Raw genomic sequence first — 15549 nt, 5'->3', positions numbered from 1 at the left:
TAAAACACAATGACTCACATTTATAGGCTCCTCCTCATAGCGTTTATAACTTTTTCCTGTTCTGACAACTCGCCATCAGAACCCTTTATTCCAGCTCCTGGAGTTGATGTTCCGGTCCTCATTGCACCGCTGTCAGATGTGGAAATGATGGACTTGGTACAACGTGAATCCTTTAAATACTTTTGGGATTTTGCAGAGTCCAATTCTAAAGCAGCAAGAGAACGCTATATCCCCAGCAACCCTTCCCAAGATCAGAATATCGTCACTACAGGTGGTACTGGTTTTGGGCTGATGGCAATTTTGGTGGGTATTGAGAGAGGTTATGTTTCAAGAGCGGATGCAGTGGCAAGATTACAGACCCTTTTGACGTTTTTGGAAACCGCAGACCGTTTTCATGGCGCATGGCCACATTGGCTCAATGGCACAAATGGGAGCGTAGTTCCTTTTAGTGCCAAAGATAATGGTGGAGATCTAGTAGAAACTGCTTTTTTAACCCAAGGGCTCATCTGTGTCAAAGAATATTTTAAAAATGGAACTCCGGCAGAGGTGCAATTGGCCAATAAGGCTGATCTGCTTTGGAAAGCTGTGGAATGGAATTGGTACACACAAGATCAACATGTATTGTATTGGCATTGGAGCCCGAATTACGAATTTGCCATCAAGCTAAAACTGCAAGGGTATAATGAAACCTTGGTGGCCTACATTTTAGGAGCTGCATCCCCAGAACATAGTATCCCAGTAGAGGCTTATATCCAAGGGTGGGCTGGTAATGGAAGCATTGTATCTTCAAATGTACAATATGGCCTGCCATTGGTTCTAAAACATGCGGGTTCTCCTCAATTTGGAGGCCCAATGTTCTTTAGTCATTATTCATTTTTGGGTTTAAATCCAACAAATTTAGTGGACCAATACGCCAATTATAATGAGGTGGTGACCAATCATGCCAAAATCAATTATCAATATGCGGTTCAAAACCCTAAAAACTTTGAAGATTATGGTCCTGATTGTTGGGGTCTAACGGCAAGTTATTCCAGAAATACTGACGGATCTCTAGGCTATTCGGCTCATAGTCCAGTTAATGATAAAGGGGTTATTTCGCCCACGGCGGCCATAAGTTCCATCCCTTATACGCCTACCGAATCTTTGCGTGCGATGCATTATTTCTATCAGAAGAAAGACAAATTATTGGGAAAGGCAGGATTTTATGATGCCTTTAGTCCAGAGTATAATTTTTGGGTGGCAGAAGCCTATTTGGCAATTGATCAAGGACCGGAAATCATCATGATCGAAAATTACAGAACAGGTTTGCTTTGGAATCTGTTTATGCAGAATGAAGATGTGCGTAACGGACTTGATAAACTCGGGTTTACGTATTGATTTATAAGATGAATTAAGTGAACCATAAACAATGAAACCAATGAAAACAAATTTTAGAACTATAATCTACAGTGTTGTGATTCTTCTTTTAAGTGCCTTTAAATTACTGGCACAACATCAAGAATACTACTCCCAAGAACAATTTATTTCTGGCAACGATAGCTTGAACTATCGGGCGTTAATGCCTAAGAACTTTGAAACGACCAAAAAATATCCTGTCGTACTCTTCCTTCATGGCGCTGGTGAGAGGGGGAGTGACAACACAAAACAATTGGCACACGGGAGTGAGTTGTTCTATAAAATGAGAGATTCCTTTCCGGCAATAGTCATCTTTCCACAATGTCCGCAAACCGATTATTGGGCAAATGCAACAGTAGACAGAAGTACAAAACCTATTACTTTAAATTTCCCATTAGATAGCGCTCCAACCAAATCTATGTCTTTAGTTATGGAACTGTTAAACGACTTGCTGGCCAAACCGTATGTCAATAAAAATCAAGTATATGTTGGAGGGCTTTCTATGGGAGGGATGGGAACTTTTGAAATCCTTTACAGAAAACCAGACGTATTTGCAGCAGCATTCGCTATCTGTGGTGCCGGGAATCCTGAAGCTACAGAAGCATACGCCAAAACTATTCCTATGTGGATTTTCCACGGTGCCAATGATGATGTGGTAGATCCGCAGCATTCCGTTGACATGGTTTCCGGTATTTTAAAATATGGTGGAAAGCCCAATTTTTCGCTCTACGCCAAAGACAACCACAACAGTTGGGATTCTGCATTTGCTGAACCTGAACTCATTCCTTGGTTATTTTCTAACTCTAAATCTCAATAATGAAATTACAATCCATTAACAGCATTCTCTTTAGTGCACTTACATTCTGTTTGTTATCCTGTACTTCCTATCAGGCACAAACACAAGTAAAACCACAACAATCTATTGAACAGAAAGTAGATTCCATCCTTAAACTCATGACTTTGGAAGAAAAATTGGGCCAGCTCAATTTACCATCTTCCGGAGATATCACCACAGGTCAGGCCAAAAGCGCTGACATTGCAAGTAAAATTGAAGACGGCAAGGTAGGCGGACTTTTTAACATCAAAACGGTTGAAAAAATTAGAGACGTCCAAAAGGTGGCCATGGAAAAAAGCCGACTTAAAATTCCGTTATTATTTGGTATGGATGTTATTCATGGATATGAAACCACATTCCCGATTCCGCTGGGATTATCGAGTTCTTGGGATATACCAATGATTGAAAAAACAGCACGTATTGCGGCTATTGAAGCCAGTGCAGATGGTATCAACTGGACCTTTTCGCCTATGGTGGATATTTCCCGTGATGCCAGATGGGGTCGTGTTTCTGAAGGTTCTGGAGAGGATGTGTATTTGGGAAGCGAAATCGCAAAAGCAATGGTTAAAGGATATCAGGGTACTGATTTGACCGATAATAAAACAATAATGGCCACTGTTAAACATTTTGCACTCTACGGTGCTCCGGAGGCAGGTCGCGATTATAATACGGTCGATATGAGCCGCATCAAAATGTACAACGATTACTTACCGCCTTATAAAGCTGCCATTGATGCTGGTGTGGGTTCAGTAATGGCCTCTTTTAATGAAATAGATGGGATTCCTGCCACAGGCAATAAATGGTTAATGACCGATTTACTGCGTACCGATTGGGGTTTTGATGGCTTTGTGGTTACTGATTATACGGGCATCAACGAAATGGTTGATCATGGGATGGGCGATTTGCAAGCGGTTTCTGCCATGGCCTTGAATGCCGGGATAGATATGGATATGGTGGGCGAAGGATTGTTGACCACCTTGCAGAAGTCTTTTGAGGAAGGTAAAGTGTCTATGGCAACAATTGACACCGCCGTTAAGCGGATGCTAACCGCAAAATATCAATTGGGTCTGTTTGATGATCCTTATAACTATTGCGATATCAACAGAGCCAAAACAGAGATTTTCACAGATGAGCACCGTGCCTTCGCTAGAAAAGTATCGGCAGAATCTATGGTATTGTTAAAAAACGAACGTCAAACCCTGCCCCTAAAAAAATCAGGGACCATTGCTCTTATCGGGCCTTTGGCCAATAATGCAGTGAATATGGCAGGCACGTGGAGTGTGGCCACCAAACAAGAAAAGTCCAATCCGTTGTTGGAAGGTTTAAAAACAGTGGTTGGCAATAAGGCTACAATTCTCTATGCCAAAGGAAGTAATCTTGCTGCCGACTTAGCATACGAAAAACGGGTCACCATGTTTGGAAAAGACATTCCACGTGATGGCAGAACCGACAAACAAATGCTGGATGAAGCTTTGGAGATCGCTTCAAAATCTGATGTCATTATTGCCGCTTTGGGAGAATCGGCTGAAATGAGTGGCGAAAGTAGCAGCAGGACAAATTTAGATATTCCCCAAATTCAAAAAGACTTATTACAAGCCCTTTTAAAAACAGGGAAACCTGTGGTGTTGGTCATGTTCGCTGGCCGCCCATTGACCATTCAAGAAGAAGTGGAAACTGTTCCTGCAATTTTAAATGTTTGGTTTCCTGGTAGTGAAGCTGGTTTGGCAATTTCTGATGTCTTGTTTGGCGATGTGAATCCGTCAGGAAAATTAACAGCGACGTTTCCGCGAAATGTGGGACAAATTCCCATCTATTACAATCACAAAAATACCGGACGCCCACTGAACAATAATGAAGGCACTTTTGAGAAATTCCGAACCAATTATTTAGATGTACGCAATGAGCCATTGTTTCCTTTCGGCTTTGGTTTGAGCTATACCAAATTTGACTATACCAATTTAAAATTGAGCAGCAATCAGATAGACAGTAATGGTACTGTAGAGGTGACTGTTGATGTAAAGAATTCCGGAAATTATGATGGAAAGGAAGTTGTTCAGTTATATATCAGAGATATGGTCGGTTCGGTAACACGTCCTGTTAAAGAATTAAAAGGGTTCCAAAAAGTGGAGATCAAAACAGGAGCAACTCAAACGGTAACCTTCACATTGAGCGTCGACGATTTAAAATTCTACAACTCCAGTTTGGATTTTGTAGCAGAACCTGGACAGTTTGAAGTCTTTGTAGGTACCAATTCTGACACGACCATGAAAGCTGAATTTGAGTTGAAATAATTTTCAGACTTCTAATTTTAGAAACCTGAGAGGTCTGGCAACAAAAACTGTATCTCATGAGAAACTGTTATTTCTCGCGTCTTTTGCTGCCAAATAAAATTGTCCTCCTTTCTAAGGAGGAGTGGATTCTGCTTCCGAAGAGAAGCAGAAGACGAGGTGGTTCATGATTAATTAAACCTCCAAGTCACAAATTTTCAGCTATGAATAGTTGAGCAACAAAATATGTATATATGAAAAATCTATCCTTAATCATCTGCTGCTGTTCCTTCTATCTCATCAATGCGCAGCAAATCCTGTCGCCATCAAAGGAGATTTCAGTTGCGTTCTCTTTGACGGATCGAGGAGCACCAACCTATACACTGACCTATAAAGGAAATAGCGTCATCAAACCTAGTAAAATGGGCATTGTACTTAAAGATGGTACCTTGCTAAATCAAAATTTCGCACTGGAAGATGTCAAAACGGATACGTTTGATGACCATTGGACACCTGTTTTGGGTGAAGAATCGGCCATCAGAAACCATTATAACCAAATCACTTTCCATCTGAAACACCTTGATTCTGACAAGAAAATAGACATTGTTTTTAAAGTGTATGATGAAGGTGTGGCCTTCAGATATGAATTTCCATTTGAAAACAAGGTGGACTATTTTGTTATTTCTGATGAAACTACAGAGTTCAATGTAACAGGAGATCATAACACATTTTGGTTACCTGGAGATTATGACAGTCAAGAATATAACTATAACGAAACACCCCTTTCAAAAATCGATATCTCAAAAATCAATAGAGATAATGGGATTGCACTACAGAGCATTACCAGTAATTTCAGGGTACAATCGCCGTTAATGATGAGGTCTGCTGAGGGATTATACCTCAATATTTTTGAAGCCGCGGTCAACAATTATCCAGTGATGCACTTGGATGTCAATACTAAAAATTTTCAGTTAACCTCCAATTTAGTACCAAATGCCGTTGGAGATAAAGCCTATTTGAGAACGCCGTCAACCACACCTTGGCGTACTATTATGGTCAGTGATGATGCGCGCGATATAGTGGCGTCAAAAATGATCTTGAATCTCAATGAACCCAGCAAAATAGAAGACACATCTTGGATTAAACCTATGAAATATGTTGGCATTTGGTGGGAAATGCATGTGGGGAAAGCCACCTGGGATTATGCGGGAAGCCAAAATGCGCAAAATGCTGAATCGCAGGCATTAATTCCAACAGGAAAGCATGGTGCTACCACTGAAAACACAAAACGTTATATTGATTTTGCAGCCAAACATGGTTTTGACGGAGTGTTGGTTGAAGGTTGGAATGTAGGTTGGGAAGATTGGTTTGGAAATTGGAAAGAAGATGTCTTCGATTTTACAACGCCTTATCCTGATTTTGATATTGAGGAAGTACATCACTATGCGAAGTCTAAAGACGTTAAAATGATCATGCACCATGAAACTTCAGGATCTGTGGGCAACTATGAGCGCCATCTGGACCGCGCGATGGCCTTGATGAAAAAATATGAGTATCCAGCGGTCAAGACGGGTTATGTAGGACGCATCATTCCTCGTGGAGAATTTCATGATGGCCAAGCCATGGTCAACCATTTTAATTTTGTGGCACAACGGATGGCGGACAATCAATTGATGGTCAATTCCCACGAAAGTACACGGCCAACGGGGTATCATAGAACCTATCCCAATTTTATAGCGGCAGAAGCAGCACGTGGCAACGAATTTAATGCCTGGAGCAATGGCAATTTACCTTCCCACGAAACCGTCTTGCCGTTCACCAGATTATTAGGAGGCCCGATGGATTACACTCCAGGAATTTTTGAAATTAAGATGGATGTGTATGACCCAAGCAAAACCGAACAAGTGCATACCACTTTGGCAAAACAATTGGCACTCTATGTCACGATGTATTCACCTTTACAAATGGCGGCGGATCTGCCAGAGAACTATGAAAAATATTTGGATGCCTTTCAATTTATCAAGGATGTTCCGGCCGATTGGCAAACCTCAAAATACCTTGAAGCAGAACCTGGAGACTATTTGACGGTGGTAAGAAAAGATAAACATTCAGAAAACTGGTTCTTAGGCGCCATTACAGATGAAAACCCAAGACATACTGAAATCAAATTAGATTTCCTTTCGCCTAGCACAATGTACAAAGCCATCATTTATCAGGATGGGGAAGATGCACATTGGGAAAAGCATCCGAAAAGTTACAACATTATAACAAAAACGGTAACTAACAAAACAAAACTAAAATTAAAGATGGCTGCAGGTGGTGGAACAGCAGTGAGTTTGATGCCTATAGATCAGTAATGGAAGGGATGGGATCAATCATATAAAAACGGTTGTTATAGTGGCTTTAGGATTCCCTTTATTTTTAAACAGAAGCGTTCAATGACAACGTGCATTTCAGTACTCGGCCCTTATTGAATCGTAATAATAGCAATGGATATGAACTCAAAACAATTGGTAATCGCAATTTTCGCACTTATTGGATCGTGCTGCTATCTGAATGCCCAAAATGCACCTTCAATTTATGAAGCTCAAGTAGATTCGTTGATGAATTTGATGACTTTGGAAGAAAAAATAGGCCAGACCGTTATGTATGGTGGTGGTTGGGATAAAACAGGGCCGTTCGTCGATACGGATTTCGAAAAATACATCAAGCAAGGTAGCGTTGGTGCCATGTTAAATGTCTATACCGCAAAAGCGACTCGCGATTTACAAAAAATAGCCATTGAGGAGACCCGCTTAGGCATTCCTTTATTGTTTGGCTATGATGTGATCCATGGGCACCGAACCATCTTTCCTATCAATTTAGGACTGGCGGCAAGTTGGGACCCGAATCTTGTTGAACAAAGTTCTAGAATTGCCACTGAAGAGGCTTCTGCAGAAGGATTGCATTGGACGTTTGCCCCCATGTTGGACATTGCTCGCGACCCCCGTTGGGGACGCATCTCAGAAGGTGCAGGAGAAGATGTCTATTTGACTAGTATTATGGCAAAAGCCTATGTTAAAGGCTTTCAGGGGGACGACTTGTCCAAACATAATACCATTCTTGCCTGTGCGAAACACTTTGTAGGATATGGCGCCGCCCAAGCCGGCCGTGATTACCATACGGTAAACATGGGCGAGGATGAATTGAGAAATGTGTATTTACCACCTTTTAAGGCAGCTGTTGATGCTGGTGTGGAAACTTTTATGACCGCATTTAATGAACTTAATGGTGTGCCTGCATCAGGAAATAAATATATTTTTAGGGATATTCTCCGAGGGGAATGGGATTTTAAAGGCTTTGTAGTGTCTGATTATACGGCAATCAATGAAATGATTCCACACGGCTTTGCAACAGACAGTACAGATGCGGCACGTTTAGGAATGCTTGCCGGTACGGATATGGACATGATGGGACATGTTTACCGTTTGCATCTAAAGGAATTGATTGCCGCTGGAAAAATTGATCTGGAATTGGTTGAAGCGTCCTGCAGAAAAATCCTATTGGCAAAATTCAAATTAGGACTGTTTGATGATCCGTACCGCTATTCAGACGAAGCACGTCAAAGGGAAACCATCTATAAGCCTGAATTTTTAAAGGCAGCCCATGAAGCCGCAGCTGCATCTTCAGTCTTGTTGCAAAACAACAATAACGCTTTGCCCTTGGATAAAACAAAAACAATTGCCCTAATTGGTCCTCTGGCAAAAGATGAGTACCACATTAACGGCAATTGGGGAGGCGCCGGCGATAGAAAAGGAAAATCGGTTAGCATCTATGAAGGTTTGCAGGAGTATTTAAAGTCCAATCAAATTATTTATGCAAAAGGATGTGACATCGTTGCTGATGATGACACCGGATTTCAGGACGCTATCAATGCCGCAAAACAAGCAGACGTCGTGTTATTGGTCATGGGAGAAGACCATGGAATGAGTGGGGAAGCGGCATCAAGAACAAATTTAAAGATTCCGGGCATTCAGCCAAAACTCATTAAAAAAATCCGCGAAGCCGTTCCAAATAAAAAAATTGTGTTGCTATTGATGAATGGGAGACCCCTCAATCTTTCTGAAGAAGTGGATGAGGTTGACGCTATTTTGGAAGCTTGGTTTCCTGGAACAATGGGCGGAAATGGAGTTACTGATGTATTGTTTGGAGCCTATAATCCCTCAGGAAAGTTGACCGTAACCTTTCCAAGAAATGTTGGTCAGGTACCCATTTATTACAATATGAAAAACACTGGCCGTCCTATTCCTGAAGCCAATCCGAAGGAAGACTATAAATCCAATTATATTGATGTGCAAAACACGCCGCTATTTGCTTTCGGACATGGCTTGAGCTACACAACTTTTAACTATTCAGACCTACAGCTGTCTGCATCCCAAATAGGTGTTGGGGATACGCTTACGGCCACTGCAACCATCAGCAATACTGGTAATTATGACGGACATGAAGTCGTACAACTTTATATCCATGATAAATTTGGAAGCATTACCAGACCAGTAAAAGAACTGAAAGGGTTTCAAAAGCTATTCCTTAAAAAAGGAGAAAGCAAAACCGTCACGTTTACGATTACGGTAGAAGATTTGAAGTATTATAATAACGAGCACAAATTTGACGTGGAACCTGGCGAATTTGAGATTGCGATTGCCCCGAGTTCTGATTTTACATTTAAGAATACATTTATTCTAACAGATTAAAATAAAACTGATGCAGCACATAATATCTCACCTAAAAACTTTAGTCATCCTGTTCTGTGCGGTTTTTTCTTATGAATTGTGCGCACAAAAAATCACCTTAAATTCAGGTTGGCAATTCACCTTGGATGCTGCGAAAACCAATTGGCAAACGGTCAATATTCCGCACAATTGGAATACAGACGATGCTTTGGATGACATTTCCGGTTATTTTAGAGGTGTGGGCTGGTATCAAAAACAGGTGTATATTCCCAAAGAGAAGAAAGATCTGGTACACTATCTCAATTTTAAGGGCGTCAATCAAGAAGCAAATGTTTATGTAAATGGCAACTATGTTGGCAACCACAAAGGCGGCTACACAGCCTTCAATTTTAATATTACTGAATTTTTAAAATTTGACGCTTACAACAGCATTGAAGTTAGCGTTGACAACTCGCATAATGAGAATATTCCTCCTCTGGATGCTGACTTTACATTTTATGGAGGTATTTATAGGGATGTGGAGTTGATAGCCCTTCCAAAGCAGCATTTTTCTCTAAACGATTTCGCATCGGACGGTTTTTACGTGGATTACCCTAATGTTTCAAAGGAAAAGGCCGAGGTGGAAGTCACCGTTCTATTGGATAATTTTGATATAAAAGCAGCTTCAAATCAACTTCAGGTAAGTATTTCAGATGCCGAAGGAAAAATCATCCAAACTGATAGTAAAAAAATTAAAATCGGCGCCAACGCCAGCGAAACATTCAAAATACATTTTCCTGAAATCCATAATCCAAAATTATGGTCGCCAGAACAGCCATATCTCTATCGTTTGCAGCTGTTGCTAAAAGATACCGATGGAACCATTTTAGATGAGAAACTATCGCATATAGCCTTCCGTTGGGTGAGTGTCGATCCAAATAAAGGCTTGTTTTTAAACGGAAATCCTTACAAGATAATTGGGGTTAACAGACATCAGGATTATGAAGGCTACGGAAATGCGGTTCCGATGCAGCTTCAGGAAAAGGACATTCATTTGATAAAAGATATGGGTGCCAATATAATTCGCTTTGCACATTATCCACACGCTCAGGAACTCTATAAGTTATGTGATGAACTGGGACTTCTGGTTTGGTCAGAGATTCCCATTGTCAATAAAGTGACCAACACCCCTGAATTTTTTGAGACCAGCATGACCATGCAGGAAGAACACCTCAAACAGTATTATAATTTTCCTTCTGTGGTGATGTTTGGTTATATGAATGAGATTTTTCTACGCTTGGTGTTCGACAATAAATCTACTGAAAAAGAAAAGGAAGCCGCTAAAGTGTATAGCTATGCACTTGCGAAACAGTTGGAAGAGTTCACAAGAAAAATGGCACCAAACCGCTTAACGGTAATGGCATTGCACTTTAATGAAGTTTATAACGATACCAAAATTGCCGATTTGTCCATGCTCATTGGTTGGAATCTCTACTTTGGATGGTATAATGATACCATTCCTGATTTGGGCATATTTTTGGATGATCAACACAAACATTTCCCCAACCGTTCCATTATGGTGTCAGAATATGGTCCTGGTGCAGATGTCAATGTGTCTAGCACGACCCCAAAAAAGTACGATTATACTCAAGAATATCAATTGATTCTGCATAAAAGCTATTATGAACAAGTTACTTCACGCGATTTTGTTGCAGGCATGACCGCTTGGAATTTTGCCGACTTTGGCTCAGAATTTCGGGGCGAAACGATACCACATGTCAATCAAAAAGGTTTGGTTCAATACAATCGGGAACCAAAGGCTATTTATTATTGGTATAAATCCGTTTTAAATAAGAAGGCTCCTTTTGTTTATATAGCCTTGAATGCAAAACACCCGTTGAATTTAATCAAGGAAGATAAGCGTACAGTATCGCTATTTTCAAATCAAAAGAAGGCAGAGGTTTTTTTAAATGGCAAGTTAATTGATTCGGTTGTATTTAGTAACGGATTGGCTACAGCGGACATTCCATTTATAAATGGTGAAAACGAATTGAAATTGGTAGCAGATACTCAAGTCGAGACCAAAACGATTCAAGTATTCAAATCTGATAACTTGAAAACAGCGGATTTCAAAAGATTCGGAATTAACATCGGGTCTCATTTTAGCTTCTATGATAAAGACCATGAGGTAACGTTTGTTCCGGACAGAGGCTATTCTGAACAGCTGTATGGACATGTAGATGGCACACCTTATAACATCACCAAAGATCGCAATCAAGGCATTCCCAATAACGTCATAAACACAGAAAAGGAAGGGATATTCCAAACCATGTTGGAAGGTTGTACGTCGTATAAAATTGACATCCCAAATGGCAATTATAAGATATCCTTATATTTTGTAGAGCCTCAAATTAAAAGCAAGGTTGAAACACTCTATAATTTGTCGGCTATAAAAGAACCTAATGAAATCACCCAAGAACGGATCTTTGATATACTGTTGAATACCACAGTGATTGAAAGTCAATTTGACCTGGCAAAAGCCTATCCAGATAAATATGGGGTGACCCTTACGAGCAGTATCAGCATCGATAACAACGAAGGTTTACACATTGCATTAAGACCCATAAAGGGAAAACCTGTTATCAGTGGTGTTTTAATAGAAAAGATAAACTAACACAATGATCTAAAAAAAAGACATCATACAAACTGTACAAATCATTGACAAATTATGAAAAAGTTAGCCCTTTTTATACTGGTTGTTATCGCATTTCAATCCTGTAAAACGAAACAGCAAAACGAGAATAAGATCGTAACTGAGGTCACAAAACAGAGGCCGAATATTATTTTCATCATGGCAGACGACCATGCGACACAAGCCATTAGTGCTTATGGACATCCTATCAGTAAATTGGCACCCACACCTCAAATAGATCGCATCGCCAATGCCGGTGCCATCTTTAAAAATAACTTCTGTACCAATTCTATTTGTGGCCCGAGTAGAGCCGTCATTTTAACAGGAAAACACAGTCATATCAACGGGTTTAGGATGAATGGGAATAAGTTTGATGGAGATCAGCCTACCTTTCCTAAAATGCTTCAAAAGGCAGGATATAATACCGCCCTCATTGGGAAATGGCATCTGCACGGCAATCCGCAAGGGTTTGATCATTGGAATATTTTAACCGATCAAGGCAATTATTACAATCCGGATTTTATCGCCATAAATGAAACAACCCATACAATAGACACCACAAGAATTGAAGGCTATGCTACAGATATCATCACTGAAGATGCCATAAACTATTTGGATAAAGTTAAGGATGGCAACCAACCATTTCTCTTAATGGTACAGCACAAAGCGCCACATCGTAACTGGATGCCCGCGCTCCGGCACTTAAATAAATATGACGCGGTTAAATTCCCGTTGCCTGACACGTATTTTACAGATCATGAAGGATCTATCGCTTCAAAAGAGCAATATCAGACCATTTATAAAGACATGTACGAAGGTCATGACCTCAAGATGACTGTTGCAAAAGGAAGCACAGCGTTGGCACATAATCCATGGACCACAGATTTTGATCGCATGACCAAAGAACAACGTACCATTTGGGATAACGCCTACGGACCAAAAAATGAAGCCATGCATGATGCCAATTATAATGAAGAAGAATTGGCCCTTTGGAAAGCACAACGCTATCTACAGGATTATTTGGCAACCATAGCCTCGGTTGATGAAGGTGTTGGGAAAATCCTCGACTATTTAAAGTCCAACGGATTGGACAAAAACACCATCGTGGTATATACCACAGATCAGGGTTTTTATTTGGGCGAGAAAGGCTGGTTTGACAAACGTTTTATGTACGAAGAATCTTTGGCAATGCCTATGGTGATGATGTATCCCGGTGTAATCAAACCAGGAACAGAAGTGACGGCTTTGACCCAAAACCTCGATTTTGCGGAGACGTTTCTAGATTTTGCCCAAGCTGAAACCCCAGCAGATATGCAAGGGAAATCATTAAGACCTCTTGTAACAGATACCTCAATTGACGCCGATTTTAGGGATGCCATCTATTATCATTATTACGATTTTCCGGCATTCCACATGGTGAAGAAAATGTATGGTATCCGCACCAAGCGCTACAAGTTAATTCATGTGTATGATGATATTGACCAATGGGAATTATATGATCTAAAAACAGATCCCAAGGAAATCCATAATCTTATTGACGATGATTCTTACAATGCTATTGAAAGAGAATTACGAATAAAACTTGGCATCTTGCAAGAGAAATACCTAGTAACGGAGAAAGAATTTGAAAAAGCAAGTCCAGAATCCATCCAACGCAGTTATAAAAACTTTGAACGTTTGAGAGGCCAACCAATGGAAGCTTATAAACACTAAAATTGAAAAGATCATGATTAAATCGCTTAAAACACTCAGTATATGCCTTTCGATAGTCGCGCTGACATTCTGCAAGGAAAGCGCAGAGGCACAGAATAAAACGGAGGTAAATCAAACAAGGAATACCGTCCAAAACCCCAAAAATAATTTTACCACCTATTGCAATCCAATAGATATTGATTATTCCTATATGTCGCATTATCGGGCTAAAAATAATGTGTCTTACCGTTCTGGTGCAGACCCTGCCATTGTCAACTTTAAAGGCCGCTATTATATGTTTGTCACACGCTCCCACGGCTATTGGGCTAGTGATGATATGAGCAATTGGACCTTTATCAAGCCCCAAAGTTGGTATTTTAATGGTTCCAATGCCCCAGCGGCGGCGGTGAGGGATGGAAAAATCATTGTTTCGGGAGATCCCTCCGGAAGAGGGGCGGTTATAGAAACCGAAAATCCTGAACTTGGCGATTGGAAAACAAATTACGCCGTGATCAATATGCCTGGAGGTACTCAGGACCCCAATCTTTTTGTGGATGATGATGGTAAAGTTTATTTGTATGAGGAGTCCTCCAACAAATGGCCCATTAGAGGTATTGAGTTAGACCCGGAAAACTATTACATTCCTTTAGGAGAACAAGTTGATCTGTTTAATCTTAAACCAGAACAACACGGCTGGGAACGTTTTGGACAGGATCATAATTCTGATTTAAAACCGTTTATCGAAGGTCCTTGGATGGTGAAGCACAATGACACCTATTACTTAGAATATGGTGCTCCAGGAACCCAATGGAACGTTTATGCTGATGGTGTTTATACCAGTAAACATCCGTTAGGACCATTTGAGTACGCACCTTATAATCCCATTTCCTATAAACCTGGAGGCTTCTTAAAGGGCTCCGGACATGGTAGTACGGTTCAGGATAACAATGGTAATTACTGGCATTATTCTACCATGGCCATCTCAGTCAATTTTAAATTTGAACGACGTTTGGGCATGTATCCTGCGGGATTTGAAGACAACGGACAAATGTATGTCAATACAGCATATGGCGATTATCCGCATTACCTTCCTGATACCAAAGTGGACCAGCATAAAGAACGCTTTACAGGATGGATGTTACTTTCTTATAATAAACCTGTAAAAACCAATTCGCCTTTGGTCGAAAAGGAAATCAATGTGGTTGAAGAAGTTGAGGAAGGTTATATGCAGGAACAAATCAAGGATTTTAATATCAATAAGATCAATGATGAAGAGATTCGCAGTTATTGGGTGTCAGAAAGTAACAACGACTCTATTTATATTGAAATGGATTTGCTAAAACCGATGCAGGTGAACGCACTTCAAATCAATTTTCAGGATTTTAATAGTGAAATTTTTGGAAGACCGGAAGACATCAAACAGCAATTTGTCATTGAATCGTCTTTAGATGGTAAAACATGGGATGTTGTGGTAGACTATTCAAAGAATGAGACAGATAGACCCCATGCTTATATGCAACTGGAAAAAGCGGTTGAAGCTCGCTATATTCGCTATAACCATGTGTTTTGCACAAATAAGTATTTGGCCATTTCAGAACTGCGTATTTTTGGCAAAGGGAAGGGAAGTCTGCCGCAAACACCTTCCAATTTTAAAGTGGTGAGACAAAAAGACAAACGCAATGCCAATTTAACTTGGGATGCCGTAAAGGATGCCACAGGATATGTTATTTATTGGGGAATCGAAAAGGATAAATTAAATCTGAATGCCATGATGTATGACCATCCAAATTATGAAGTAAGGGCATTGAATGTAGATCAGTCTTATTATTTGCAAGTGGAGACATTTAATGAAAATGGCATTTCCGAGCGAAGTGAGATCATCTTTATAGATTAAAAAAACTTCTTAAGAGGGCCTTTAAAAGTCACTTGCAAAATTACAGCGATTGCGAGGCTTATCCGTTGATGTAACACAATAAT

8 protein-coding genes are annotated in these 15549 nt (G+C 40.3%); all 8 read left to right on the top strand.

Annotated features, from left to right (window positions below; all coding sequences use genetic code 11):
* The first annotated feature begins 9 nt into the window (after nt 1-9).
* The 8 genes from JEM65_RS10770 (at nt 10) to JEM65_RS10735 (ending at nt 15466) form a co-directional block, all read left to right on the top strand.
* Nucleotides 10-1377, top strand: a complete 1368-nt coding sequence (locus tag JEM65_RS10770) for a glucoamylase family protein (RefSeq protein ID WP_199599265.1) — start codon at nt 10-12, stop codon at nt 1375-1377.
* Between the two features lie 40 nt (nt 1378-1417).
* Nucleotides 1418-2212 carry an alpha/beta hydrolase-fold protein gene (locus tag JEM65_RS10765; protein WP_199599263.1) on the top strand — a complete coding sequence of 265 codons (795 nt, stop codon included), beginning with the start codon at nt 1418-1420 and terminating at the stop codon, nt 2210-2212.
* A complete protein-coding gene (bglX, locus tag JEM65_RS10760; protein ID WP_199599261.1) occupies nt 2212-4521 on the top strand; it encodes a beta-glucosidase BglX in 2310 nt (769 codons plus the stop codon). The genes JEM65_RS10765 and bglX overlap by 1 nt, the downstream gene beginning before the upstream one ends.
* 230 nt (nt 4522-4751) lie before the next feature.
* Nucleotides 4752-6854: a glycoside hydrolase family 97 protein gene (locus JEM65_RS10755; protein ID WP_199599259.1), complete on the top strand. Its 2103-nt coding sequence runs from the start codon at nt 4752-4754 to the stop codon at nt 6852-6854.
* A gap of 138 nt (nt 6855-6992) precedes the next feature.
* A complete protein-coding gene (locus JEM65_RS10750) occupies nt 6993-9230 on the top strand; it encodes a glycoside hydrolase family 3 N-terminal domain-containing protein (RefSeq protein ID WP_199599255.1) in 2238 nt (745 codons plus the stop codon).
* Nucleotides 9231-9240: 10 nt separating this feature from the next.
* The gene (locus JEM65_RS10745; protein WP_199599253.1) at nt 9241-11862 is read left to right on the top strand and encodes a glycoside hydrolase family 2 TIM barrel-domain containing protein; all 2622 of its coding nucleotides are present in this window, start codon (nt 9241-9243) and stop codon (nt 11860-11862) included.
* A 54-nt stretch (nt 11863-11916) separates the two neighbouring features.
* The gene (locus JEM65_RS10740) at nt 11917-13593 is read left to right on the top strand and encodes a sulfatase family protein (RefSeq protein WP_199599251.1); all 1677 of its coding nucleotides are present in this window, start codon (nt 11917-11919) and stop codon (nt 13591-13593) included.
* A gap of 13 nt (nt 13594-13606) precedes the next feature.
* Complete coding sequence (locus tag JEM65_RS10735; RefSeq protein ID WP_233530615.1) at nt 13607-15466, top strand: family 43 glycosylhydrolase; 1860 nt, start codon at nt 13607-13609, stop codon at nt 15464-15466.
* Nucleotides 15467-15549: the final 83 nt, after the last annotated feature.

It is taken from the genome of Gelidibacter salicanalis (assembly GCF_016469035.1).
GTDB lineage: Bacteria > Bacteroidota > Bacteroidia > Flavobacteriales > Flavobacteriaceae > Gelidibacter > Gelidibacter salicanalis_A.
The sequence above is the reverse complement of the archived record's forward strand: the minus strand, read 5'-3'. Positions and strand labels throughout refer to the sequence as shown.

Excerpts from the sequence above, each read along its gene's own strand:
- JEM65_RS10755 (WP_199599259.1), top strand. The coding sequence starts at position 4,752 with ATGAAAAATCTATCCTTAATCATCTGCTGCTGTTCCTTCTATCTCATC.
- JEM65_RS10770 (WP_199599265.1), top strand. The coding sequence starts at position 10 with ATGACTCACATTTATAGGCTCCTCCTCATAGCGTTTATAACTTTTTCC.
- JEM65_RS10740 (WP_199599251.1), top strand. The coding sequence starts at position 11,917 with ATGAAAAAGTTAGCCCTTTTTATACTGGTTGTTATCGCATTTCAATCC.
- JEM65_RS10735 (WP_233530615.1), top strand. The coding sequence starts at position 13,607 with ATGATTAAATCGCTTAAAACACTCAGTATATGCCTTTCGATAGTCGCG.
- JEM65_RS10765 (WP_199599263.1), top strand. The coding sequence starts at position 1,418 with ATGAAAACAAATTTTAGAACTATAATCTACAGTGTTGTGATTCTTCTT.
- JEM65_RS10745 (WP_199599253.1), top strand. The coding sequence starts at position 9,241 with ATGCAGCACATAATATCTCACCTAAAAACTTTAGTCATCCTGTTCTGT.
- JEM65_RS10750 (WP_199599255.1), top strand. The coding sequence starts at position 6,993 with ATGAACTCAAAACAATTGGTAATCGCAATTTTCGCACTTATTGGATCG.
- bglX (WP_199599261.1), top strand. The coding sequence starts at position 2,212 with ATGAAATTACAATCCATTAACAGCATTCTCTTTAGTGCACTTACATTC.